The sequence below is a fragment of the Collimonas silvisoli genome (assembly GCF_018305005.1).
GTDB classification, from domain to species: domain Bacteria; phylum Pseudomonadota; class Gammaproteobacteria; order Burkholderiales; family Burkholderiaceae_D; genus Collimonas; species Collimonas silvisoli.
Map to the genome: position 1 here is coordinate 1 of NZ_JAGQEG010000087.1, position 23,727 is coordinate 23,727.

20 protein-coding genes are annotated in these 23,727 nt (G+C 58.7%); 7 read left to right on the forward strand and 13 right to left on the reverse strand.

All coding sequences use genetic code 11. The features are described from left to right. Positions 1–201 precede the first annotated feature (201 nt). Positions 202–1,137 (forward strand): transaldolase, encoded by a 936-nt coding sequence (gene tal / locus KHU33_RS20115; protein WP_211466183.1) that lies wholly within the window; start codon positions 202–204, stop codon positions 1,135–1,137. A gap of 101 nt (positions 1,138–1,238) precedes the next feature. Here the strand turns inward: tal and purU are convergent, their stop codons facing one another. Continuing rightward, positions 1,239–2,108 (reverse strand): formyltetrahydrofolate deformylase, encoded by an 870-nt coding sequence (gene purU, locus KHU33_RS20120; protein ID WP_211466185.1) that lies wholly within the window; start codon positions 2,106–2,108, stop codon positions 1,239–1,241. A 157-nt stretch (positions 2,109–2,265) separates the two neighbouring features. Next, the gene (locus KHU33_RS20125; RefSeq protein ID WP_211466187.1) at positions 2,266–2,790 is read right to left on the reverse strand and encodes a bactofilin family protein; all 525 of its coding nucleotides are present in this window, start codon (positions 2,788–2,790) and stop codon (positions 2,266–2,268) included. Between the two features lie 252 nt (positions 2,791–3,042). Between KHU33_RS20125 and KHU33_RS20130 the strand changes: the two genes are divergently transcribed. From KHU33_RS20130 to KHU33_RS20140, 3 genes are all read left to right on the forward strand, one after another. Further along, on the forward strand, positions 3,043–4,143 hold the full coding sequence (locus KHU33_RS20130; protein WP_211466189.1) for a YjgN family protein: 1,101 nt from the start codon (positions 3,043–3,045) through the stop codon (positions 4,141–4,143). A 24-nt stretch (positions 4,144–4,167) separates the two neighbouring features. Beyond that, complete coding sequence (locus KHU33_RS20135; protein ID WP_211466217.1) at positions 4,168–5,166, forward strand: M48 family metallopeptidase; 999 nt, start codon at positions 4,168–4,170, stop codon at positions 5,164–5,166. 103 nt (positions 5,167–5,269) lie between these two features. Beyond that, entirely contained in the window at positions 5,270–6,064 is a 795-nt protein-coding gene (locus KHU33_RS20140; RefSeq protein WP_211466191.1) for a thymidylate synthase, read from the forward strand. A gap of 27 nt (positions 6,065–6,091) precedes the next feature. On the opposite strand, the gene KHU33_RS20145 is transcribed toward KHU33_RS20140, so the two are convergent. The 6 genes from KHU33_RS20145 to KHU33_RS20170 all read right to left on the reverse strand — a co-directional run bounded on the left by KHU33_RS20145 (position 6,092) and on the right by KHU33_RS20170 (position 16,698). Continuing rightward, entirely contained in the window at positions 6,092–7,540 is a 1,449-nt protein-coding gene (locus KHU33_RS20145; protein ID WP_211466193.1) for an efflux transporter outer membrane subunit, read from the reverse strand. 11 nt (positions 7,541–7,551) lie between these two features. Further along, positions 7,552–8,835 carry an efflux RND transporter periplasmic adaptor subunit gene (locus KHU33_RS20150; protein ID WP_211466195.1) on the reverse strand — a complete coding sequence of 428 codons (1,284 nt, stop codon included), beginning with the start codon at positions 8,833–8,835 and terminating at the stop codon, positions 7,552–7,554. 61 nt (positions 8,836–8,896) lie between these two features. Continuing rightward, complete coding sequence (locus KHU33_RS20155; RefSeq protein WP_211466197.1) at positions 8,897–10,768, reverse strand: ABC transporter ATP-binding protein; 1,872 nt, start codon at positions 10,766–10,768, stop codon at positions 8,897–8,899. A gap of 123 nt (positions 10,769–10,891) precedes the next feature. Further along, entirely contained in the window at positions 10,892–12,487 is a 1,596-nt protein-coding gene (locus KHU33_RS20160) for a glucan biosynthesis protein (RefSeq protein ID WP_211466199.1), read from the reverse strand. A 33-nt stretch (positions 12,488–12,520) separates the two neighbouring features. Next, positions 12,521–15,082: a glucans biosynthesis glucosyltransferase MdoH gene (gene mdoH, locus KHU33_RS20165; protein WP_230414428.1), complete on the reverse strand. Its 2,562-nt coding sequence runs from the start codon at positions 15,080–15,082 to the stop codon at positions 12,521–12,523. Positions 15,083–15,123: 41 nt separating this feature from the next. Next, a complete protein-coding gene (locus tag KHU33_RS20170; RefSeq protein WP_230414427.1) occupies positions 15,124–16,698 on the reverse strand; it encodes a glucan biosynthesis protein G in 1,575 nt (524 codons plus the stop codon). A gap of 99 nt (positions 16,699–16,797) precedes the next feature. Here KHU33_RS20170 and KHU33_RS20175 point away from each other — a divergent pair, with 99 nt between their 5' ends. Both KHU33_RS20175 and KHU33_RS20180 read left to right on the forward strand, forming a co-directional pair. Next, the gene (locus KHU33_RS20175; protein WP_211466203.1) at positions 16,798–16,968 is read left to right on the forward strand and encodes a hypothetical protein; all 171 of its coding nucleotides are present in this window, start codon (positions 16,798–16,800) and stop codon (positions 16,966–16,968) included. Positions 16,969–17,364: 396 nt separating this feature from the next. Beyond that, complete coding sequence (locus tag KHU33_RS20180; protein WP_211466205.1) at positions 17,365–17,877, forward strand: dihydrofolate reductase; 513 nt, start codon at positions 17,365–17,367, stop codon at positions 17,875–17,877. 133 nt (positions 17,878–18,010) lie between these two features. Here KHU33_RS20180 and KHU33_RS20185 read toward each other — a convergent pair whose 3' ends face one another. Next, the gene (locus KHU33_RS20185) at positions 18,011–18,202 is read right to left on the reverse strand and encodes a hypothetical protein (RefSeq protein ID WP_211466207.1); all 192 of its coding nucleotides are present in this window, start codon (positions 18,200–18,202) and stop codon (positions 18,011–18,013) included. A 22-nt stretch (positions 18,203–18,224) separates the two neighbouring features. Between KHU33_RS20185 and KHU33_RS20190 the strand changes: the two genes are divergently transcribed. Beyond that, complete coding sequence (locus KHU33_RS20190) at positions 18,225–20,489, forward strand: arginine/lysine/ornithine decarboxylase (RefSeq protein WP_211466209.1); 2,265 nt, start codon at positions 18,225–18,227, stop codon at positions 20,487–20,489. Between the two features lie 72 nt (positions 20,490–20,561). Here the strand turns inward: KHU33_RS20190 and KHU33_RS20195 are convergent, their stop codons facing one another. The 4 genes from KHU33_RS20195 to KHU33_RS20210 all read right to left on the reverse strand — a co-directional run. After that, entirely contained in the window at positions 20,562–20,774 is a 213-nt protein-coding gene (locus tag KHU33_RS20195; RefSeq protein WP_211466211.1) for a DUF1653 domain-containing protein, read from the reverse strand. A gap of 59 nt (positions 20,775–20,833) precedes the next feature. After that, positions 20,834–22,051, reverse strand: a complete 1,218-nt coding sequence (locus tag KHU33_RS20200; protein WP_211466213.1) for a hypothetical protein — start codon at positions 22,049–22,051, stop codon at positions 20,834–20,836. A 9-nt stretch (positions 22,052–22,060) separates the two neighbouring features. Next, positions 22,061–22,627, reverse strand: coding sequence for a dCTP deaminase (gene dcd, locus KHU33_RS20205; RefSeq protein WP_092398441.1), 567 nt, complete (start codon positions 22,625–22,627; stop codon positions 22,061–22,063). A 110-nt stretch (positions 22,628–22,737) separates the two neighbouring features. Continuing rightward, on the reverse strand, positions 22,738–23,727 hold a 990-nt coding region (locus KHU33_RS20210; RefSeq protein ID WP_211466215.1), incomplete at its 5' end, for a DUF3418 domain-containing protein.

Consider the following 23,727-nt stretch of genomic DNA (forward strand, 5'->3'; position numbering starts at 1 on the left):
AAAAGCGAGCAACGGATCAGCTGATTGCACCGCTTGTAGCTGGCTCATAGCTGGCTTATGGCCGGCTTGCATTCGCATGAGAAAAAATGCAAGCCATAACCGGCGCGGCCATCTGTAGCATTGGCCGATAAATTACGTAGAATGGCGGGGAGGTATTTTCGTTATATTTCCGACTAACAGTCCCTGCTTTTCTAGGCTGCCATGAACCAACTCGAACAACTCAAGCAATTCACTACCATCGTTGCCGACACCGGTGACTTCCAGTCGATCAAGGCGTTTGCACCACGCGACGCCACCACCAATCCGTCGCTGATCCTGAAAGCAGTGCAAAAGCCGGAGTACCAGCCGCTGTTGAACCAGGCAGTGAAACAACACGGCCAGTTGTCGGCCGCCGACATCATCGATCATTTGCTGATCACCTTCGGCCAGGAAATCCTGAAGATCATTCCAGGCCGGGTTTCAACCGAAACCGACGCCCGCCTGTCGTTCAATACCCAAGGCACCATCGATAAAGGGCACGCCCTGATCAAGCTGTATGAAGCCGCCGGCATAGACCGCGAGCGCGTGCTGATCAAGATCGCCTCTACCTGGGAAGGCATACGGGCTGCCGAAGTGCTGCAAAAAGCCGGCATCCATTGCAACCTGACCTTGCTGTTTTCATTGCCGCAGGCGATCGCCTGCGCCGAAGCCAATGTGCAGCTGATCTCACCTTTTGTCGGCCGCATTTACGACTGGTACAAGAAATCCAGCGGCCACGACTACACTGGCGCCGACGATCCGGGCGTGCAATCGGTCAAGCAGATCTACAGTTATTTCCGGAAATTTGGCTACGCTACCGAAGTCATGGGCGCCAGCTTCCGCAACACCTCGCAAATCGTCGAACTGGCCGGTTGCGACCTGCTCACCATCAGCCCCGATCTGCTGCAGCAACTGGCGCAAAGCGAAGCGCCGGTCAGCCGCAAACTCAGCCCGGAAGCGGCGCAACAGAGCGATCTGGAAAAAATCGATCTGGATGAAACCACGTTCCGCACCATGCTGAACGACGATGCCATGGCGACCGAAAAACTGGCCGAAGGGATACGCCAGTTCAGCGCCGATGCGGTCAAGCTGGAAAAAATGGTAGACGCTTTGCGTTGAGCGGCCGCAGCCGTCCAGCCGCAGCATCGCTATCGCTGCGACATTATAAAAATGGCCCGATCAGGCCATTTTTTTCGCTGCTTATTTGCCTACTTATCTGCTTACTTGAACACCACCGTCTTGTACCCGTTGAGCAGAATCCTGTGCTCGATAAACCATTTCACCGCCCTCGCCAGCACCACGCACTCAACGTCGCGCCCGATAGCCGTCAAGGTCTCAGGTTCCATCGCGTGATCAACCCGCGCCACGTCTTGCTCGATGATCGGTCCCTCATCCAGATCGCCGGTGACGAAATGGGCGGTGGCGCCGATCAGCTTCACGCCGCGGTCATGCGCCTGATAGTAAGGCTTGGCGCCTTTGAAACTCGGCAGGAAGGAATGGTGGATATTGATGGCGCGCCCAGTCAGCGCGGTGCACATGGCGGGCGACAAGATTTGCATATAGCGCGCCAACACCACCAGATCGATATTATTGGCTTCGACGATTTCCATCACTCTGGCTTCCTGCGCCCGCTTGGCTTCAGTTGAAGCGCCTGCCGCCAATGGCAAATGGTGGAAGGGAATGTTGTAGCTGGCGGCCAGCTGGTAGAAATCGGTGTGATTGGAAACGATGGCTGAGATCTCTACCGGCAGCAAGCCGCTCTTGTAGCGGAACAGCAAGTCATTCAGGCAATGGCCGATTTTCGACACCATCAGCATCATGCGCGGCTTCTTGTGCGCGTCATGCAATTGCCAGTGCATTTGCATGGTAGCGGCCAAGGCGGAAAACTCTGCCCTCAAGCGCTCATCGGCAACCGTCGCGTCCTCGGAGGAGAAATGCACGCGCATGAAAAACAGCTCGGACTGAGCATCGCCAAACTGGGCTGAATCGATGATATTGCAACCGTGCTCCGCCAGAAAACCGGAAACGCGATGGACGATTCCGCGCTGATCGAGACAGGACAAGGTGAGAATGTATTCTGGATAGCTCATGGGATATTGTGTGGGGCAGGAAAGCGCTTTAGCGTTGAGCCAAAGCCGCTATTGTCGCATGCCTGCATTGCACATGACAAAAAAACCAGGGTGGTCTTACAACCACTCTGGTTAATTTTAAGGCCGGTCAGCTTGGGCGCTGACCCAGACGTTGACCTTATGCTACCGCAGTAACCGCAGTCGGCTTGACGGCGCTGGACGCGGTGCCGACTTGAACTTCGCCAGTCAGTTGGCCGCCTTCTTCGATGACAACCTTGCCATAACGAATTTTGCCGGAAACCTTGCCGGTCGAATAAATCACCAGCTTTTCACGGACCGTCAGGTCGCCGTCGAATTCACCGTAGATTTCGGCCAGGTCAATTTCAGCCGAACCCTTGAATGCGCCTTTTTCTGCGATATGAATAACGCGGGAATTCATCGTAGCTTCAACCCGGCCCTCAACTACCAAAGTATCGCAATCGGTAATTTCAACGCCCTTGAGCTTGATGTTCGGACCGACGATCAGCTTGCTGCCAACTTCATTCGTGCTGGACGCGGAGTGATTGACTGGCGTGCTCACAGGATTGCTAGCCTTTGGAATACTGGAAGTGCTGCCGGAAGTCAGATTGCTGCTGGCGCTGAATGGTGAATTAGGTGTCGGTGTTTCTCGCTTGCCGCCGAAAAACGTTTCTGATTTAAGCATGGGATCTCCTGGAAGGTGTTGCGTGCACTAGCGGGCCAGCGCTGCGATGAAAATAAAATAAGGAAATGACCGTAAGAGACAAAGGTCTCCTGCCTTCGAGAGTACCCTCCAGAAAAAGTTCATGGCAAAAATCTTTAATTTGTAACCGCGGCGGCATCGCGCCCGGCCGCAAAAAAACTGCTATTGACTTTTGATTATCAATCAGTCATCTTATCTTCCAACAACAATACAAATCACACAAGGAAAACCGGAATGAGCCTACCACCTACCGACACACCGTCGTCCGGCTTTGCCGCAAGCCCGCCGCCGGCGCCAGCATCGCAGCCCCAGGTTGAAGCATTTGTTTTTTCGGGCCGAGGCAGCGAATATTTCCGCATATGGATAGTCAATCTTCTGCTATCCATCGTCACCCTGGGAGTTTATTCAGCATGGGCCAAGGTTCGCCGCACCCGATATTTCTATGACAACACGAATATCAACGCCACCAGCTTCGAATACCACGGCAATCCGATAGCGATCCTGAAAGGACGCATCATCGCAGTGATTTTGATTGGCGGCTACAACATCACCATCAAGATTTCGCCTGGACTTGGCTTATTGGCGCTGGCCCTGATGCTGGCGGCAATGCCATGGCTGATCTGGAAGAGCTATCAGTTCAAGTTATACAACTCCAGTTATCGCGGCATACGTTTCGGTTTCCGCGGCAGCGCCGGGCGCTCCTATTTCAACTACCTGCTGTTGCCGCTGCTGTCCGGCATCACGCTGGGCCTGCTGTTGCCATTCGCCCATCAACGCAGCAAGAAATACCTGCATGACGAAAGCAAGTTCGGAGCGACCCATTTTTCATTCGACGCCAGCGTCGGTTCTTTTTACAAGACCTACCTGATCGGCGCCGCCGTAGCCTTGCTTGGTTACATCGTCATCATGGCAGCGTTTGGCAGCACGCTGGCAGCCTTGAGCTCCGGCCTCAAGTATGCAGGAGTGGCCGTGTTAGCCAATGTCGGCCTGCTGCTCCTTAGTCTATATGCCTGGACCTTCCTGATCATGCCGCTATTCCTGACCATGATCCAGAACCTGATCTGGAACCATACCAAGCTGGGGCAACACCAATTCCAGAGCAAGCTGAAATGGTCGAAAACGGCTTTCATCATGATCACCAACCTGATCGGGATTGTCGTCACGCTGGGATTGTTCACGCCGTTCGCGCACATTCGCTGGTTCAAGTATCGAATCGAATCGGTCACCCTGCACGCTACAGGTTCGCTCGATAACTTCGTTGCAGACGAGGAAGCGCAGGGCTCGGTTGCCGGCGAAGGCATGTCGGATCTGCTTGATTTCGATCTGTCGCTGTAGAACCGCATCAGATCAATGCCAGATATGCAATCCAGGGCGGTGCCGGCTTTTTATTTCGACGGCAAGACATCGCGCAAGCATGCGGTCGAACTGACGGTGGCGGCGGGCGTCGCCAGTATTTCCGGGGAAGCGCAGCGGCAGGCGCCGCTTAGCGAGTTGCGCGTTTCCGAACCCGCTTCCCGCGCGGCGCGCAAGGTAACCTTTGCGGATGGCGCCTATCTTGAAATCGCCGATATCGATGCCTTTGCCGAACTATTGGCCAGCACCGGCTATCAAGAACCGCTGGTAGTGCGGATGCAGCAAAGCTGGCGCACCGCACTGTATGCCACCGTCGCCTTGGTGGTGATTCTGGCGCTCGGCTACCGCTATCTGTTGCCGGCCGCCTCAGGCCTGATTGCCAATGCTTTGCCGGAATCGGTAGAGAGGCGGATCGGCAGCGGCACACTGGCGTTTCTCGATCAGCGCGCGTTCGCCCCCACTACTCTGCCGGTGGCGCAGCAAGAGTCGATTGACAGCCGGTTTCGGGCGCTGCAGCCGCCGCTACAGGGTGCTCCCGACTATCGGATCATTTTCCGCAAAAGCAAGATCGGCCCCAACGCCTTTGCCCTGCCCTCCGGCGAAATCGTCTTGACCGACGAACTGGTCAGGCTGCTGGATGACGATGACGCGCTGATGGGCGTGCTGGCGCATGAACTGGGGCATTTGCATCAGCGTCATCTGATGCGGCGCTTGATACAGGGCTCAGCGATTGCCGCCACCGCAACATTATTGTTTGGCGACGTCTCGGCATTGATCGCCAGCATTCCACCGCTGATGCTGGATCTGAAATACTCGCGCGATATCGAACTGGAAGCCGACGATTACGCGATCGCCATGTTCAAGGCGAACGGCATCAGCCTCGACAAGCTGGCGCGCACCTTCGAAAAGCTCGACAGCCAGCCGGGCGAATTCTCGCCCTACCTGTCGACCCACCCGCCAAGCAAGGAGCGCATCGACCGGATATTGAAGGCAAGGATGGAGTAAAAGCGGGAGTAAAGGCGAGAGTAAAAGCAGGAGCAAGAACGGCAATAAGAGCCGCAGGCAGATGCGTTACAATCTTGCCATCCACTTCAGCAATTACAACAAAATGCGCCAATACCTAGATCTCATGCGTCATGTGCAACAACATGGCACTGTCAAAACCGACCGCACCGGCACCGGCACCCGCTCAGTGTTCGGCTACCAGATGCGCTTCAATCTGCAAGACGGCTTTCCTTTGCTGACCACTAAAAAACTGCATCTGAGGTCGATCATCCATGAGCTGATCTGGTTTCTGGCCGGCTCCACCAATATCCAGTACCTGAAAGACAATGAAGTAAAAATCTGGGACGAATGGGCCGACAGCGACGGCAATCTGGGACCGATCTACGGTTATCAATGGCGCTCCTGGCCAACCCCGGCAGGCGAGCATATCGACCAGATCAAGCAAGTGGTCGAGCAGATCAAGCACAATCCTGATTCGCGCCGGCTGATCGTCTCGGCCTGGAACGTCGCCGATATCCCGCAGATGAAACTGCCGCCCTGTCACGCCTTCTTTCAATTCTATGTGGCCGACGGCAAACTGTCTTGCCAGTTATATCAGCGCAGCGCCGACATTTTCCTTGGCGTGCCCTTCAACATCGCCTCCTACGCCTTGCTGACCCATATGATGGCCCAGCAATGCGGATTAGAGGTCGGAGATTTTATCTGGACCGGCGGCGATTGCCATTTGTACTCCAACCACACAGCGCAGGTCGAAGAGCAGTTGTCACGCACTCCGGGACCGCTGCCGCGCTTGCATATCAAGCGTCATCCAGACTCGATTTTCGACTATCGTTTCGAAGATTTCGAGATCCTCGATTACCACCCACAGGCGCATATCAAGGCGCCGGTCGCGGTATAGGCGGGTCTTGCCTCACTTACTGCCTTATTAGCTGCCCTGCATCGGCTCGGCAGCCGGCTGGCCGGCAGGCACGTCCTGCCAGCCCCCGCCCAAGGCTTTATACAGCGACACTGTGGCTTTCAAACGTTTCAGCTTGATCTGCCCCAGCTCATTCTGCACTTCCGACAAGGAGCGCTGGGTATCAAGCACCGTCATCAAATCCTCGGCGCCGACGCGATAGCGGATCTCCGACAATTCAAAAGCAAAACGCGCCTGCTCCATTTCCGTGATTTTCAACTTGCGCTGCTCATCCAGGCTGCGGATCTGCCCCAGCGCAGTGTCGACTTCAGACAATGCCGCAATCACCGTCGAGCGATAGATCTGCACCAGTTCCTGTTTCTGCGCGATCGCCAGGTCGCGCTGGCTGTTCAGGCGGCCGGCGTCGAAAATAGGCGCCACCAGTCCCGCTCCGAAATTTGCCAGCATATTGGGGGCGTTAAACAGCGACAGCAATGCGTTGCTTTGGCCGCCGGCCGAACCGGTCAGGCGAATGCTGGGAAACAGCGCTGCGCGTGCGGCCGCAACGTTGGCGTTGGCGGCGGCCAGTGATGCTTCGGCATGCCGGATATCCGGACGGCGCGACAGCAGTTCCGACGGCAGGCCAGGCGTTACCTGCGGCAGCAGAATCTTGGCCAAACCTGCTTCGTTGACCGTAAAAGTTTGCGGCGGCCGGCCTAGCAAGATCGCCAGTGCGGTTTGCGCTTCACGCTCTTGCTGCTTCAGATCGGGAATCACCGCTTGCTGTCCGGCCAGCGCCGAGCGCTGCCGCGCCAGATCCAGCGGCGAGGCCGATCCGGCGCGGCTTTGCGCCGCCACCAGTTTCAACACGCGTTCCGCATTGTCGACGTTTTGCTGGGCGATTTCGATCCGGTCGCGCAGCGACAATACCTGCAGATAAGTCGATACGATGCCGCTGGTGACGGTCAGCGCCACCGTTTCGCGGTCATACCGATTGGCTTGCAAAGACGCCTCCGCAGCTGCCAGCCCGGCCTTGTTCTTGCCCCAGAAATCGACTTCATAGCCAATCTCGACCAGGCCGCTGGTAGAGGTCACGGCGCTGCCGCTGGAGGCCAGCGGCACGGCGCGATTGACGCTGGTCGAGAAGTCCGCATTCGGCAGCAAGGGCGCGCCGGCAATCCGCGCTTGCGCTTCGGCCTGGCGCACGCGCGATATGGCAGCGGCGATTTCCAGATTGCTGGCCTGCCCCTGCGCCACCAGCTGGCTCAATTCGTCGCTGCCAAAGCGCTTCCACCAGCCGCTGTCGGGCCAGTCCTGTTCGCCGGTATTGGCCGACAGATCCCAGCTCTGCGGAATCTCCACGCTGGGAGTCGGCTCGCGGATCTGGATCTGGCCGGCGCAAGCCGATAGCAACAGCAATGCGCCGGCACACGCTGCTGTAGAGGGCCAGGGCCAGCGACGGCGGGAGAAATATTCCATGTGCGGCTCCATCAGCGCGCTTTAGGCGCAGAGGCAGCCGGCGGCAGCGGTGGCGAGGTATTTTTTAGCGGCTGCATCGGCGCCGGTACAATCGCCGCAGCCGCCGCAGGTATCACTACCCGCTCACCAGGCTCCAGCCCCGACAAGACTTGCGCCATCTGCTCACCGCGAATGCCGATTTTTATCTTGCGCGGACTGCTTTGCTGATTTGCTTGATTTGCCTGATTTGTGCCGGCCACCTGCACCACGTAACTGCCGTCGGCCTCCGGCTTGCCCAGCAGCGTCAGCGGCAACAGTACCGCATCGTGCGCCTGCGCCAGCACAAAGCGGACCTGGGTGCTCATGCCGCTCATCAGTTCTTGTTGCGGATTGTCGACTTCGAACAAGACATTGTAAAAAGTCTGCTTGCCTTGCTCGCCCGAGCCATCGGCCGGCACCGGAATCACTTGCCGCAACTTGCCCGACCAGCGCTTACCGGGATAGCCGGGTGTCGTGAAATAGGCGGTCATCCCCTTGTGCAGCAGCGGCACGTCGATTTCCGCCACCCTGGCTTGCACCGTCAAGCGGCTCATATCGGCGATCCGCAGCAACGGCACAGCCGCCTGGCCGGCGCCGATCATCTGGCCGCTGCGCGCCGCCACCGACACCACCGTGCCGCTGATCGGCGCCAGCACTTGGGTATGGCTGCGCGTCACTTCATCGTCTTTCAAGGTTGCCTCGATCTGGCGGATCTGGGCGTTGATCGCCTCGACCCGGGCGGCCGCCGAATACATGCTCATGCGGCTGGATTCGAAGGATTCCTCGCGCGTGGCGTTCTCCGCTTTCAGCTGGGTCTGGCGCTTGAACTGCAACTCGGCAAAATCCTGTTGCGCGCGCTGGTCCGACAGTTCCGCCTGCAGCCTGGCCAGTTGGGCGCGATTGCTTTCCAGCCGCGCCGACGGCAAGGTCGGCGTGATCTCGACCACCATCTTGCCGGCCTTGACCTCGTCGCCCACCATCACCAGCACATCCTTGATCTGGCCCGTGACCTGGCCGAAGACGTCGCTGTATTTATGCAATTGCAATTTACCGCTGGCAAACACCGCCTGTTCGATATCGCCACGCCGCACCAGCTCGGTCTGCAGAGCCACCGGCGCTGGCTTGGGCGCCGGCGGCGGCCGCTGCCAGAGCCCCTTCCATAGCAGGAATCCCGCTGCCAATGCAATCAGGAGCGCCAGGATTGCAATCAGCCAGCGCCGGCCGGAGTGGCCGAAAGCAGTTGGCAAAGCAGATTTATCGGTAGCTTCAACAGTCATTGGTGCAAACTCAGGAGTAATCGGATTTCAAAAATAACGAACGGCATTGTTTGAGTTTGTCTTAAGCCAGCGCAGCCTGAGTCTCTCCTGGCAATTCATCTTCATCCACTTCCTCACCGAGGAAACCGCCGCTCTGATGCGCCCACAAGCGCGCGTACAGGCCGCCGCGTTCCAGCAAGCTGCGGTGGTCGCCCTCTTCGACGATGCGCCCCTTATCGAGCACGATCAGACGATCCATGGCGGCGATCGTCGACAGCCGGTGGGCAATTGCCACCACTGTCTTGCCTTCCATCAGCCGATACAAGCTGGCCTGGATCGCGGCTTCGACTTCCGAATCAAGCGCGCTGGTAGCTTCGTCCAACAGCAGGATGGGCGCGTCTTTCAACATCACGCGCGCGATCGCAATCCGCTGCCGCTGGCCGCCGGACAGCTTGACGCCGCGTTCGCCGACGTGGGCATCGTAACCGGTACGGCCCTTGGGATCGGTCAGGGTCAGGATAAATTCATGGGCCTCGGCGCGTTTCGCCGCCACCAGCATATCGGCGTCGGTAGCATCCGGACGGCCGTATAACAAGTTGTCGCGCACCGAACGATGCAACAGAGACGTATCTTGCGTCACCATGCCGACCTGCGCCCGCAAGCTGTCTTGCGTGACATGCGCAATGTCCTGGCCATCGATCAGGATACGGCCTTGCTCAACGTCATAAAACCGTAGCAGCAGGTTGACGATGGTCGATTTGCCGGCGCCGGAACGGCCCACCAGGCCGATCTTTTCGCCGGGGCGGATATGCAACGACAATTGATCGATTACCGGCCGCTGGCCGCCATAGGCAAAGCCGACGCGCTCGAAATCCAGCGTGCCCTGCTTCACTTGCAACGGCTTGGCGTCGGCCTGATCCTGCACCGCCTGCTGGCGCGACAAGGTGTTGATGCCGTCCTGCACCGTGCCGACCTGTTCGAACAAGGATGCGAATTCCCACATGACCCAATGCGAGATACCATTCAAACGTAGTGCCATCGCGGTCGCCGCAGCCACCGCGCCGATGCCGACCTGGCCCTGGGTCCACAGCCACAGCGCGGCGCCGGCGGTGCTCAGGATCAGCAACATGCTCAAGGTATGGTTGACGATTTCAAAGCCCGTCACCAGCCGCATCTGGCCGTGCACCGTTTGCAGGAATTCCTGCATCGCCGAGCGCGCATAACCGGCCTCGCGGCCTGCGTGCGAGAACAGCTTGACGGTTGCAATATTGGTGTAGGCGTCGGTAATCCGGCCGGTCATCAAGGAGCGCGCATCCGCCTGCGCCTTGGCGACCTTGCTCAGGCGCGGCACAAAATAACGCAAGGCCAGGCCATACAGCAGCAGCCAGCTGAGGAACGGCACCAGCATCCAGCCGTCGAAGCTGCCCACCACCGCCACCATGGTGACGAAGTAGATCATCACGAATACCAGGATATCGCACAGGATCATGCAGACATCGCGCACCGCCAGCGAAGTCTGCATGACTTTGGTGGCGACCCGGCCGGCGAACTCGTCCTGGTAAAAATGCATGCTTTGATTCAGCATCAGGCGATGGAATTTCCAGCGCAACAACATCGGGAAGTTACCCGCCAGCGCCTGCTGCTTGAACATGCTTTGCAAGGCGACGATGACCGGACTGGCCAGCAGTATTGCCGCCAGAAAAAGCAGATTGCTGCTTTCATGGGTCCACAAATCCGACGGCTGGACGTGGCCCAGCCAATCGACAATCCGTCCCATCATCGCAAACAGCAATGCCTCGAACGCACCGGTGACGGCGGTCAGCAAGGTCATGGCGATGATGTAAGGACGCAAACCCTTGGTACAGGCCCAGACAAACGCGAAAAAGCCGCGCGGCGGCGGCGTCATGACCGTATCCGGATAGGGATGCAACAGTCTTTCGAACCAACCAAACATGGAAATACTCCAAAAATAGGCGGGGCAAAAATCTGGCCCAAGCCCGACAGTATATTGTAAATCTGTCAGGCGGTTCTGCATGCGCCCCCTACGCCGGACTCTTGAATCGCCTGTAACGGTTCACTAATAAGTACGCTTGGCCGGCGCCGGCGGCGTCCACTGATATAGCCAGGTCTCGCTCAGCGGCTGGCCGTCTGCCGCCAGGTAGACCCGCACGTCAATCGGCTCGACGCTATCGTCGGCCGGTTTCAAATCGAACATCGCACGATAGCCGTGGATGGCGTCCAGCGGACGCGCCGAGCTGATTTCCACCTTGCCGCGCGAGACGCTGATCATGGCCTTGACCTTGGCGTCCTTGCCCAGCAAGGCCAGGTCGCCGCCGGCAAAATCGACCGCGAACCGGCGTGAGTAATAAGCGCGCTTCTGGCCGATGACGCCGCCCATGCCGGTGCGGGTCGCTACCACTTGCGCCAGCGGCGGCGAAAACGGCATCTTGCTGCCCCAATGCAGGCGATAGGCGAACAAGCGCTCTTGCCCGGCTTGCGGCTTGTCGGCCGGATTCCAGAACGCCACGATATTGTCGAAGGTCTCGTCGGCGGTCGGGATTTCGACTAAATCTATCGCCCCCTTGCCCCAGCCCGACTTCGGCTCTACCCACAAGCTTGGGCGGCGGTCGTAAAACACGCCGTCGTCCTGGTAGTGATCGAAATTGCGATCGCGCTGCAGCAGGCCGAAACCGCGCGGGTTCTCGTCCTGGTAGGCGTTGAAGCGCAGGTGCTCGGGATTGGTCAGCGGCCGCCAGATCCATTCGCCGTTGCCGCGTTGCATGGACAGCCCGTCGGAGTCATGGATTTCCGGACGCCAGTCGTCGCTGGCGCCGATGCGGCGGTCATTCTCGCCATACTGGAACATGCTGGTCAGCGGCGCCACGCCCATCCGTTCGATGGTCTTGCGCGGATACAGGGCGACATCGACATCCATCACCATCGTGGCCGAGGGCTGGATTTCGAAGCGATAGGCGCCGGCTACGCTAGGCGAATCGAGCAGTGCGTACACCACCAGCTTGCCGGAATCCTTGGCCGGGCGCTCCAGCCAGAAACTGGTAAACATCGGAAACTCTTCCGGCTTTTCCATGCCGCAATCGATCGCCAGGCCGCGCGCCGACAAGCCATACTGCCATTCGGCGCCAACGGCGCGGAAATAACTGGCGCCCAGGAACGCCGTGATATCGCGCTCCAGATCGGTATGGAAATTCACCCGGAACCCGGCAAAACCGAGATCCTTCGGCATGTGATCCGCTTTCAAACCGCTCTTGCCGTAATTGAACATCGCCGGATCGTAGGCCAGTTCCTGCGCCTGGCCGTTCTTCAATTCGTAGATCTGCACCGGGCTCTTGAAGAACAGGCCGAGGTGAAAAAACTTGACCTGAAAACGCAACTTGTCCTCCCCCCACAGAGCATGGCCGTCGCGATAGCTGATCGCCTGGTATTGATCCCAGTCGAGCGCCTTGACCTCTGGCGGAATATGGTTCACCGGCGGCTGATAGGGTTGGCTGGCCAGTTGTTTTGCATGGCCTTTGAGCCAGGCGTAATCGAAGGCTTGCGGCTGCCCCAGGAATTTCAATTGGCTTGGCGCGGTGGCCGCCGCCAGTAGCGAACTTGCCGGGAAACCGGCGGCAGCAAGTGCCGCCGACGCTTTCAGAAAATCACGTCGTAACATGGTGCTCCTTATTGAATTAAAGCGGGAGCCGGCTCAGCGCGCTGCAGCAGTCAACGATTGCCAGCGCCGGTTAGCTTGCTCTGAATTCCAGATTTCGAAATGCAGCTGGGACAAGGTCAAAGGATCGTCCAGCAAGGCATTCTTTTGACGCGGCGTCAAACTGTCAGGGCCGCCCTTCAATGCTGCCTGAAGCAGCGTCGCGCGCGCCGCCAAGGTAGCTGCCGGCGCACCCGGGCGTGCGCTTACCGCCGCGCACACCAAGGCATTCAAGACCGGATCGACCACCGCGTCGTTAAACTTCGCCAGTACCTTGCCGTTGTCGTTATAGACCGTGGTGGCCGCCAGCTCAGGCGGCAAATCGACCTCTTCCGGAATCACGAACAAGCGCGCATGGCGGAAGCTGCGGCCGAGCGTGACCCTGCTGGAATACACCGACAAGGGAATCGACAGCATCAACGAGCCGACGATAGGCAGCAACCACCACAGGAAACCCGGTTCCAGCCAGTACACGCCGCCGCCCCACACCAGCCCCAGCAAGGTATGGCCGCCATGGCGGCGCACCGCTTCGCCCCAGCTGGTTTCAGCATCCTCGCGCGGCGGCGATTTCCAGCTGATGGCCCAGCCCAGGAACGCGCTCACCACGAAGCGGGTGTGGAACAGCATGCGCACCGGCGCCAGCAACATCGAAAACAAGAGCTCCATGATCATGCTGGCAGTCAGGCGCAAGGCGCCGCCGAACTCACGCGCCCCCTTGATCCAGATCAGCACCACGCTCAGCACTTTAGGCAGGAACAACAGGGTTGCGGTAGCCGTGAATAAAGCCAGGGCGCGTTCCGGATGCCATTCCGGCCAGACCGGGAACAACTGCCCGGGCGTCGTGAAATATTCCGGCGCCACCAGCGTATGCACCGCCAGCAATACCGTCGACAGCAGCAGCGACAGAAACCACAGCGGCGCCGACAGATAAGCCATGACGCCGGTGACGAACACCGCGCGATGCACGGCGTGCATGCCGCGCGCCAGGAACAGGCGGAAGTTCATCAGGTTGCCCTGGCACCAGCGGCGGTCGCGCTTCAGCTCGTCGAGCAGATTGGGCGGCATTTCTTCGTAGCTGCCGGCCAGATCGTAAGCGATCCAGACACCCCAGCCGGCACGCCGCATCAGCGCCGCTTCGACAAAATCATGCGACAGGATTTCGCCCGCCAAGGCGCCCTCTCCGGGCAGCGGCGCCAGCGCGCAATGCTCCATGAACGGTTGCAGGCGGATGATGGCGTTATGTCCCCAGTAATGCGATTCGCCCAATTGCCAGTAGTGCAAACCGGCGGTAAACAAAGGACCGTAGACGCGCGTCGAGAACTGCTGAATCCGCGCGTACAAGGTATCGCGGCCGGCCGCGCGCGGCGCGGTCTGGACAATCCCGGCGGTAGGATTGGCTTCCATCAAACGCACCAGGGTGGTCAGGCAAGTGCCGCTCATGACGCTGTCCGCGTCGAGCACGATCATGTAGCTGTAGTTAGCGCCCCAGCGCCGGCAAAAGTCGTCGATATTTCCGCTCTTGCGTTTCACCCGGCGCCGCCGGTGCCGGTAAAAGATACGGCCAAAGCCGCCTAAGGTGCGGCACAAGCTGGCCCAGGCGTCCAGCTCGGCGCTGCAGATATCGCTATCGCCGCTATCGCTCAACACGAAGAAATCGAAACGATCCAGCTCGCCGCTGGCGGCAACCGATTCGTAAGTAGCACGCAGGCCGGCGAACACCCGGGTCACGTCTTCATTACAGATCGGCATCACGATCGCGGTTCTGGCGCTGGCCGGGATCGGCCCCGGCGCGGCTTCTTCCCGCGAGATCACATAGCGATCGCTGCCGCGCATCAATACCAGAAAACCTGCCATGGCGGTCCAGAATCCTGCCGAGACCCAGCAAAACAATAGCGCAAACAAGCCTAGCGTGACCACTTCCAGCGGCTTATCGCCGTGATACGGCAGCACCGCGCCCATGAAATAGGTCGCCATGGCGGTCTGCGCCAGCATCAGCAACAGCAGCACGATGCGCCGCAGATTGCCGCGCGACTTGCTTATATGCTGGTCCTGGCTGTCCACTGCAGCTACCGGCAACGGTTCCGGCTGCGGCAACTCGGTCGAACGCGCGGCTTTTTTATACCGCCGCTGCTTGGCGCGTGGCCGCAAGTCGAATTTCTGGTTCGCGGTTTCGATCCAGCGCACCAAGGGATTCAGGGTTCCCCACGGATGGGCGACAATCGGCGTCCGTTGCAACGGCGGCGCGATGGCGATGCGGGTGCGGCCGTCGGCGTCGGTGCGAATTTCCGGCTCCCCCTCAGGCATCCTCTCAGGCGTCTCATGCGCTGCAGATGGATTGACCTGGCCCGCGCCCGATGCTTGCGTAAAAGCCAGTTGCAGCCGGGCTGCCACCGATCCGTAGGCCGGATTAACGCTGGCCAATGCCGGGGGATTGGCAGCACCGGCCAAAGCCAGATGCAAGGCCGCCATCGCCGGATCACCGTTCGCCGCCAGCTGTTTAGACAATATCGCCCGCCGCTCCGCCGATAACGGCAGGCGTTCCAGATAGCGATCACACATATCCGGCAGGCCCAGGCCCAGCTTGGGCAACTGCTCGTGGTCTAGTTGGGCGGTAATATGTAGCTCCAGGTTTCAGATAGGGTTGTGCTGCCGCCACGCAAAAATCCACGCAGCTCGACCGGCTTGTTGTCTTCATTGCGCCGCACCCGCAACATCATGCGCCAGCCGCCTGTAACGTCGTTGCGGACCATCTTGGTCTCCAGCACCTTGCCGTTGTCGTCGGCGCTGACCACGCCTTCGGGCTGGACCTTGTCGGATAATTTCTTGAATACCGGCCCCTCGAAATCGACCACCAGGCCAATGCTGTTGTCATCGCTCTTCTTTTGGAAACCGAAGCCGCGCCGGGTCTGCGTCACCCATGACAAAGGCGGCCGTTTTTCGGTCTCCTTCTGCCATGACAAAGTGTATTCCAGATTGAAAGGCTGACCGACCTTGGGCGCCGTTTCGGGCACCCAGTACGCCACCACATTGTCATTGGTTTCATCCGGCGTCGGGATCTGCACCAGCTCTACCCTGCCGCTACCCCAGTTGCCCTTGGGCTGGACCCAGGCGCTGGGGCGCTTCTCGTATTTGGCGTCCAGATCCTGGTAACTGGCAAAACTGCGGTCACGCTGCATCAAACCGAAACCGGCCGGATTGCTCAGCGAATAAGAAGTCACCAACAGGCGTTTCGGATTGACCAGCGGCCGCCAGATCCATTCGCCGGTGCCGGAGGCCACCGACAAGCCGTCGGAATCATGCACTTCGGGCCGGTAGTCCTCGCCTTGCGAGCGCTGGTTATCGCCATGCAGATACATGCTGGTCAGCGGCGCCAGGCCCAGCTTGCTGACATTCTCACGCGGATACAACTGGGCTTTGACGTCAACGGTAGTGTCGACGCCCGGCTTGAGCACGAAACGATAGGCGCCGGTGATGCGGCGCGAATTGAGCAGGGCGTAAATGGTCAATTCCTTGTCGCTGGCTTTCGGCCGCTCGATCCAGAATTCGGTAAAGCGCGGAAATTCCTCGCCCGAGCTCAACCCGGTATCGATAGCCAGGCCTCTTGCCGACAGACCGTAGTTTTGCTCCTTGCCCAAGGCACGGAAATAACTGGCGCCCAGAAACGACAATACCTCGTCCTTGTATTTACTCGTATTGAGCGGGTAGTGCACGCGGAAACCGGCGAAACCCAGCGAGCGCAGCTTGCGCGTATCGGGCTTGTTGCCGCCGTAGTCGAAATCGTTGGGATCAAAGCGGATTTCGCGCACGCTCTGGCCATTGATCTCGTTGATCTTCACCGGCTGGTCGAAAGAATATCCCTCGTGAAAGAAAGCCAGTTCGAAAGGCAATTTCTGGCTGCGCCAGGTATATTTTTCCGGACGAAAACGGATGTCCTTATATTGCTCGTAATCGAGATTGCCGATTTCTTTCGGCAGATTGCTCTCCGGCTTGCTGTATGAGCTAGCCGCCAGCTCCTTGGCCTGCTTGGCGACATTATTGAAATCGAAGGCGAAGGCATTGCCGCCGGCCCATGGCTGCAGCAAGGCAAGCGGCAAGGCAAACGGCAAAATAGCCGCACGTACCTGCGCTAGAGCGGGAATGCGCGATTGCGTCCGCTGAAACAAATTTAAATGCATTGGATTCCCATCTGACACTGCTGTTGTGACCTGCCCGAACGTGCCAGCGTTGGCAACATCGAGAGTAGGCGGTAGTTTATCAGTGTTCTATAATTTTTTATGTCCATCGAGCAACTGGTTGGCAACACTTTGTATGAGCGCCTGCACCAACGGCCATGCAAGGCCTGTGCCATTGCATGGCTGAAGATTGCCAATCTGGCAGCAGAATGGCGCTACAAAAGTGAAAAAAGAAGAAAATCCCTGACCCTGGCGGACCTTAGGGCCTGTTAACAATTGATTTGGGAGATGCGTTCCAACCAACACGTGTGCTGGCAAGGCGCGTGGCGTAGCTGGGGCTGGTGCCCCAGCAAGCCATGCAACGCGGCCAGCGCACGTTTTGGTTGGAACCCTCCGGGAACGGCTGCAGGCGTCGCATGCCGTTGTTGCAACTCCATGACGTAACATTCGGTAGCACCGCTACGTCGCGTCGCTGCGCCTAGGCACGCAACGCCTGCCGCGCGTTCGCACTCACAAATCAATTGTTAACAGGCCCCAGTGAATCTGAGGTTATCAGGCCATGGCATTTAAGAGCAATGACAGGCGGACAAAGTTCCTTCCAAGACTTTATAGTAATATCACCCTTTTTTACCCCAGCCTGTAAATCAGCAGGCCCCTGCACCAGCGCCCATGACTTCTCGCCTCACCATTATTGTCGCGACCGACGCCCGCAACGGCATCGGCATCCGCAACACCCTGCCCTGGCATTTGCCGGAGGATCTGGCGCATTTCAAACGCACTACCTCAGGCCACCCTATCATCATGGGCCGCAAGACCTTTGAATCGATAGGCCGGCCATTGCCGCAACGGCGCAATATCGTCATCACCCGCAATCCCGACTGGCGCCACGACGGCGTCGAAAGCGCGCCCTCGCTGGCTGCGGCGGCGGCCATGGTGGGCGATGCCGAGGCTTTCATTATCGGCGGCGCCGAGATCTACGCCGCGGCGCAGGAATTGACGCAACGCCTGATCGTCACCGAGATCCAGCACAGCTTCGATTGCGACGCCTTTTTCCCGCCGCGCGACCCGCAGCAATGGCAAGAAATTTCACGCGAAAACCACCACTCCGCCGCTCTCGGTTTTGACTACGCTTTTGTGGTGTACGAACGCCGCTCGCCCAGCCCCGGCGGGGCCAACAGCTGACCCGGCTTGATGACGGAACGACATCTGTTGTTTTCTGCAGGAATTCCCTCATCTTTACCCCCTAAGCCGCACATATCTGCGAAAATTCGACTTTCTTTTTTTAGTGTTGCCGCGATAGCGGTGACGCTAAAATTTATAATTTTTTTAGTGTTGCCACGATAGCGGCGACGCTAAAATTTATAAATGAATCAGCGTTGCCGCTATCTGCGGCTGCGTTAAAGCAATAGGCTGCATGCCCTACCCAGGCAACATCCGGCAACGCCTCTTCCGCCAGCCGGGACAACGTTTTTTTTAGCGCCACTTCGATTGGCAGCCTTGTTATCAACCACCGTCTCCTGGAGACCTCGATGAAATTCCGCTTCCCCATCGTCATCATTGACGAAGACTTCCGTTCCGAAAACACTTCCGGCCTCGGCATCCGCGCACTGGCGGACGCCATGGAGGCAGAAGGCATGGAGGTATTGGGCGTCACCAGTTACGGCGACCTGTCGCAGTTCGCCCAGCAGCAATCGCGGGCCTCTGCCTTCATTCTGTCGATCGACGACGAAGAATTCGGCGCCGGCTCCTTCGAAGAAACCGATCACGCACTGAAATCGCTGCGCGCTTTCGTCGAAGAAATCCGCCACAAGAACGCCGACATCCCGATCTACCTGTACGGCGAAACCCGCACCTCGCGCCATATCCCCAACGATATCCTGCGCGAACTGCATGGCTTCATCCATATGTTCGAGGACACGCCGGAGTTCGTTGCGCGCCACATCATCCGCGAAGCAAAATCGTATCTGGACGGCCTCTCGCCGCCCTTCTTCCGGGCGCTGGTGCACTACGCGCAAGACGGCTCCTACTCCTGGCATTGCCCGGGGCACTCGGGCGGCGTGGCTTTCCTGAAATCGCCTATCGGCCAGATGTTCCATCAATTCTTCGGTGAAAACATGCTGCGCGCCGACGTCTGCAACGCGGTCGAAGAACTCGGCCAGCTGCTCGACCACACCGGCCCGGTAGCCGATTCGGAACGCAATGCAGCGCGCATCTTCAACGCCGACCATTGCTACTTCGTCACCAACGGCACCAGCACCAGCAACAAGATGGTGTGGCACTCGACCGTAGCGCCGGGCGACATCGTGGTAGTCGACCGCAACTGCCACAAATCGATCCTGCATTCGATCATCATGACCGGCGCAATCCCGGTGTTCCTGATGCCGACCCGCAACCACCTCGGCATCATCGGCCCGATTCCGCTGGAAGAGTTCACGCTGGAAAGCATCCGCAAGAAAATCGAGGCCAATCCGTTTGCGCGTGAAGCTGCCAACAAGAAGCCGCGCATCCTGACCATCACGCAATCGACTTACGATGGCGTGATCTATAACGTCGAAACCCTGAAGAACATGCTCGACGGCGAGATCGACACCCTGCACTTCGACGAAGCCTGGCTGCCGCACGCGACTTTCCATGATTTCTACAAAGACATGCACGCGATCGGCAAGGACCGCCCGCGCGCCAAGAAATCGATGATCTTCTCGACCCAGTCGACCCATAAATTGCTGGCCGGCCTGTCGCAGGCGTCGCAAATCCTGGTGCGTGAATCGGAGAGCGTGCAATTGGATCAGGACGCCTTCAATGAGGCCTATCTGATGCACACTTCGACTTCGCCGCAATACTCGATCATCGCCTCTTGCGACGTCGCCGCCGCCATGATGGAAGCGCCGGGCGGTACTGCACTGGTCGAGGAAAGCATTCTGGAAGCGCTGGATTTCCGGCGCGCCATGAAGAAGATCGACGACGAGTGGGGCCAGGACTGGTGGTTCCAGGTCTGGGGTCCGAACAGCTTTTCGGAAGACGGCATCGGCAGCCGCGAAGACTGGGTGATCCGCGCTGAAGACGACTGGCACGGTTTCGGCAACCTGGCGCCCAACTTCAACATGCTCGATCCGATCAAGGCCACCATCGTCACGCCTGGCTTGTCGCTCGAAGGCAAGTTCGGCGAGAGCGGGATTCCGGCATCCATCGTCACCAAATACCTGGCCGAGCACGGCGTTATCGTCGAGAAATGCGGCCTGTATTCGTTCTTCATCATGTTCACCATCGGCATCACCAAGGGCCGCTGGAACACGCTGCTGACCGCGTTGCAACAGTTCAAGGACGACTACGACAAGAACCAGCCGATCTGGCGCATCCTGCCTGAATTCGCTGCCGCCAATCACGGCAAGAATGCGCGCTACGAGCGGCTCGGCCTGCGCGATCTGTGCCAGCAGATCCACGAAACTTACAAGTCCTACGACGTGGCGCGCCTGACCACGGAAATGTATTTGTCCGACATGCAGCCGGCCATGAAGCCATCCGATGCTTTTGCGAAAATGGCCCACCGCGAAATCGACCGCGTGCCTATCGACCAGCTCGAAGGCCGCGTCACCTCGATCTTGCTGACGCCTTACCCGCCGGGCATTCCGCTATTGATTCCGGGCGAACGCTTCAACAAGACCATCGTCGACTATCTCAAGTTCGCACGCGATTTCAATGAGAAATTCCCGGGCTTTGAAACCGACGTGCATGGCTTGGTGAAACGGGAAGTGAACGGCAAACGCGATTACTTCGTGGATTGCGTGCGACAGTAAATTCAGCAATAAGCTGACGAAAAAAAACCGGGAGGCTCGATTGAGCGTCCCGGTTTTTTTACGTCTCGGCTTTTACACCGGCGCGAAACGCCGTGCGCCGTTTTCAAGCAAGCCGTTGAACAACTCTGCTGGCCGTACCCACAAGCCCGGGGCATGCGGCCACAGGTGTTCATAGACCACCATGGCCTCTTCGGTTTCCGAATGCCTGGCGACACCGATGTAGCGGTACAAGCCGCCTTTGTAATGCCGATGGGTGGCAATCTTCTTTGCGTCTTCTTCAGTCACTCGAATCTCCCGAATTTTTCCCGAATTTCTCGCCTTGGCGCTGTCACAGCGCCAAGGCCCTATGCCACGTAGGGTTGAACTTCCGACGGCTGGCCGTCCGCTTCAAATCTCACGGCGACCGCCAGCGACGTGACGCCGATCGTGCGCAGCGCGTCATAGGTATCGTCGACTTCCACCTGCAGGTCGGCGCCGGCAACCAGCGGCTTCTCGGATGAGGCCAGCAAGGCGCCGTCCTTGCCGTACAAATTCACCCGCAACAGCATTTCGCCGCGCACATCGGCCGGACCGACGACGGCGTTGGCGTCGAACGGCTCGACGCCGTGCTGATCGAGTCCGTGGTTCAGCTCGGACATCATCTGCAGCGTGAAGTATTCGGCAATGCCGCGCTCTTTGCCGCCATGGAACAGGTCCTGGTAGAGGAAATGCAGATCGATCTCGCTGCCATCGGTGATCAGGCAACGCTTGAGCAAGGGCGCGACTTGTTCGGTCCAGCCATGAAAACGCTGTTCCCGCGCACTGAAGTAAGCGTCGGCGCCAGCTTCATCGTCCGGCACTTTATAGAACACGTCATCGGTGGCCTTGAGCGAGAAGCCCAGCAAGAAACGCAGCTCGACCGCCTGGTCGTCCAGCCCGAACAGATTTTCCGGCCAACCGCTGATGCTGCGTTCGATCGCGGTGGTCGCCGCCAGCTTCTTGTCCGCCATGGCGCCGAACGCATCGCGGTTCATTTCGAACAGATGGCTGTAACGGATGCTGTCGATTTCGTCGAGGTGGTAGGCATGGCTGACCAGCACTACGGTCGCGTCCGGCCCTTCCAGTTGCGCTTTCTTGAAGCTGGCGGACAGCGCATCGAATGCCTCCTGGTCCTGGAAACACTGCTCGCGCTTGAGGCCGCCGCCGACATGCGCGAAGAACGGCACCACGAACGCATTCAGCTCCAGTACCTTGCCTTCATCGCGGCGCACCAGCAAAATCTCCGAGGCTTCTTCGACCTGCCCTTTCAAGAATTGCCAGGCGTCGAGATCGGCGTACTTGGCGCGCTCGATCGCGTCATACAGGATGTCATCCTTTTTCTGCTGCAGGCTCTTCTTGATGATCTTGTGAAAATCGATGCCGGCCTGCTGCAGGGCGGCGCCGGCAGCATCGCCTTCGGCTTCATCGCCATCCTGCTCTGCCAGGTCGATCGCCAGGCCGCACAGTTGCTGGGTGACGGCTTCGTCTTTGTCTTCAGGGGAAAGGCTGGATTTGCGCGGCGCCGGGCGCTTGTTCTTGGGCATCTCAGGCTTTCAGGTTTTTGGTAAGGTAACGCCGTGCTGGCCTTGGTACTTGCCGCCGCGGTCCTTGTAGGAAGTCTCGCAGATTTCATCGCTTTCGAAGAACAGCACCTGGGCGCAGCCTTCGCCGGCATAAATCTTGGCCGGCAGCGGCGTGGTGTTGGAAAACTCCAGCGTGACATAACCTTCCCACTCAGGCTCGAACGGGGTGACGTTGACGATGATGCCGCAACGCGCGTAGGTCGACTTGCCGAGGCAGATAGTCAGCACGCTGCGCGGAATGCGGAAATATTCCATGGTGCGCGCCAAGGCAAATGAGTTGGGCGGGATGATGCAAACGTCGCCGCTGAAATCGACAAACGATTTCTCGTCGAAATTCTTGGGGTCGACGATGGTCGAGTTGATGTTCGTAAAAATCTTGAATTCGTTGGCGCAGCGGATATCGTAGCCATACGAAGAGGTGCCGTAAGACACGATCTTATGACCGTTAGCCTCGCGCACCTGGCCCGGCTCGAAAGGCTCGATCATGCCGGTTTCCTGCGCCATGCGGCGTATCCATTTGTCGGATTTGATGCTCATTGGGTATTTCCTCTTCTGCCTGCAATAGTTTGTGATGTGGTTTCGGCGCAATTTTACGCGAAAACCCCTCTAAAACAGCGATTTCACGCGTAACTGTCTGCCTACGGCTGCTAACGCTGCATGGTTTCCCAGACTTTCTGCAAGCGCTTGACCGAAACCGGCATCGGCGTTCGCAATTCCTGCGCAAACAGCGACACCCGCAGTTCCTCCAGCAGCCAGCGGAATTCCGCCATTTTGGGATCTGTCTTGCCGCTGCGATCCTTTTGCGCACGCTGCCACGGCGTCGCCACTTGCGCCCACTCCGCCATCAGCCGCGTATCGCGGCTTGGGTCGGCGCGCAGTTTCTCCAGCCGCACATTTACCGCTTTCAGATAACGCGGGAAATGGGTCAGGTTGGCGTAATCGTTGTCGGCAATGAAACGTTTATTCACCAGCGCTTGCATCTGCGCCTGGATATCGGCTACCGCCTGCGAATGCCCCTTGGCGCCTTGCAGCCGCTTCGGCAAACCGTGATACTCGGCCAGGATCAGCGCCGCCAGCCGCGCAATTTCATTGCACAGCAAACCCAGGCGCGACTTGCCCTCATCCTTGCGCTGGGCGAATTCCGCCGCATTCTTGGGCAACGGCAGTTGCAGGCAGGCGCGCTCCAGTCCGGCATGAATAATCTGGTCGCGCAGTTCTTCCTGCGACCCCAGCGCCAGGAATTGCATGCCCATTTGCTGCAAGCCGGGAATATTTTTTTCAAGGAATTTCAGCTGTTCCTTGAGCTGCAACGCAAACAGCCGGCGCAAGCCGAGATGATGGACACGCGCCGCCTCGTTCGGATCGTCGAATACTTCCAGGTCGCAGTGAGTGGCCCGGTCCACCAGCGCCGGGAAACCGATCAAGGTTTGTTTGCCCTGCTGGATTTCCAGCAGTTCGGGCAATTCGCCGAAGGTCCAGCTGGTCAGGTTGCTGAATTGCGCGCTGGCGCTGTCGCTCGCTTTAGCCGTCGGCTGGCTGCTAACTTTAGGGGCTGCAGATTTCCCGGCTTGCGGCGGCGCGTCCATCTGCGCCACACCCGGATTGTCATCGGCCACCGTCACGCTCGCCAGCTTTTG

What these genes read in the sequence shown, in the direction of transcription:
- tal (WP_211466183.1), top strand. Translation starts at nt 202, where the DNA reads ATGAACCAACTCGAACAACTCAAGCAATTCACTACCATCGTTGCCGAC.
- purU (WP_211466185.1), bottom strand. Translation starts at nt 2,108, where the DNA reads ATGAGCTATCCAGAATACATTCTCACCTTGTCCTGTCTCGATCAGCGC.
- KHU33_RS20125 (WP_211466187.1), bottom strand. Translation starts at nt 2,790, where the DNA reads ATGCTTAAATCAGAAACGTTTTTCGGCGGCAAGCGAGAAACACCGACA.
- KHU33_RS20130 (WP_211466189.1), top strand. Translation starts at nt 3,043, where the DNA reads ATGAGCCTACCACCTACCGACACACCGTCGTCCGGCTTTGCCGCAAGC.
- KHU33_RS20135 (WP_211466217.1), top strand. Translation starts at nt 4,168, where the DNA reads ATGCAATCCAGGGCGGTGCCGGCTTTTTATTTCGACGGCAAGACATCG.
- KHU33_RS20140 (WP_211466191.1), top strand. Translation starts at nt 5,270, where the DNA reads ATGCGCCAATACCTAGATCTCATGCGTCATGTGCAACAACATGGCACT.
- KHU33_RS20145 (WP_211466193.1), bottom strand. Translation starts at nt 7,540, where the DNA reads ATGGAATATTTCTCCCGCCGTCGCTGGCCCTGGCCCTCTACAGCAGCG.
- KHU33_RS20150 (WP_211466195.1), bottom strand. Translation starts at nt 8,835, where the DNA reads ATGACTGTTGAAGCTACCGATAAATCTGCTTTGCCAACTGCTTTCGGC.
- KHU33_RS20155 (WP_211466197.1), bottom strand. Translation starts at nt 10,768, where the DNA reads ATGTTTGGTTGGTTCGAAAGACTGTTGCATCCCTATCCGGATACGGTC.
- KHU33_RS20160 (WP_211466199.1), bottom strand. Translation starts at nt 12,487, where the DNA reads ATGTTACGACGTGATTTTCTGAAAGCGTCGGCGGCACTTGCTGCCGCC.
- mdoH (WP_230414428.1), bottom strand. Translation starts at nt 15,082, where the DNA reads ATGTGTGATCGCTATCTGGAACGCCTGCCGTTATCGGCGGAGCGGCGG.
- KHU33_RS20170 (WP_230414427.1), bottom strand. Translation starts at nt 16,698, where the DNA reads ATGCATTTAAATTTGTTTCAGCGGACGCAATCGCGCATTCCCGCTCTA.
- KHU33_RS20175 (WP_211466203.1), top strand. Translation starts at nt 16,798, where the DNA reads ATGTCCATCGAGCAACTGGTTGGCAACACTTTGTATGAGCGCCTGCAC.
- KHU33_RS20180 (WP_211466205.1), top strand. Translation starts at nt 17,365, where the DNA reads ATGACTTCTCGCCTCACCATTATTGTCGCGACCGACGCCCGCAACGGC.
- KHU33_RS20190 (WP_211466209.1), top strand. Translation starts at nt 18,225, where the DNA reads ATGAAATTCCGCTTCCCCATCGTCATCATTGACGAAGACTTCCGTTCC.
- KHU33_RS20200 (WP_211466213.1), bottom strand. Translation starts at nt 22,051, where the DNA reads ATGCCCAAGAACAAGCGCCCGGCGCCGCGCAAATCCAGCCTTTCCCCT.
- dcd (WP_092398441.1), bottom strand. Translation starts at nt 22,627, where the DNA reads ATGAGCATCAAATCCGACAAATGGATACGCCGCATGGCGCAGGAAACC.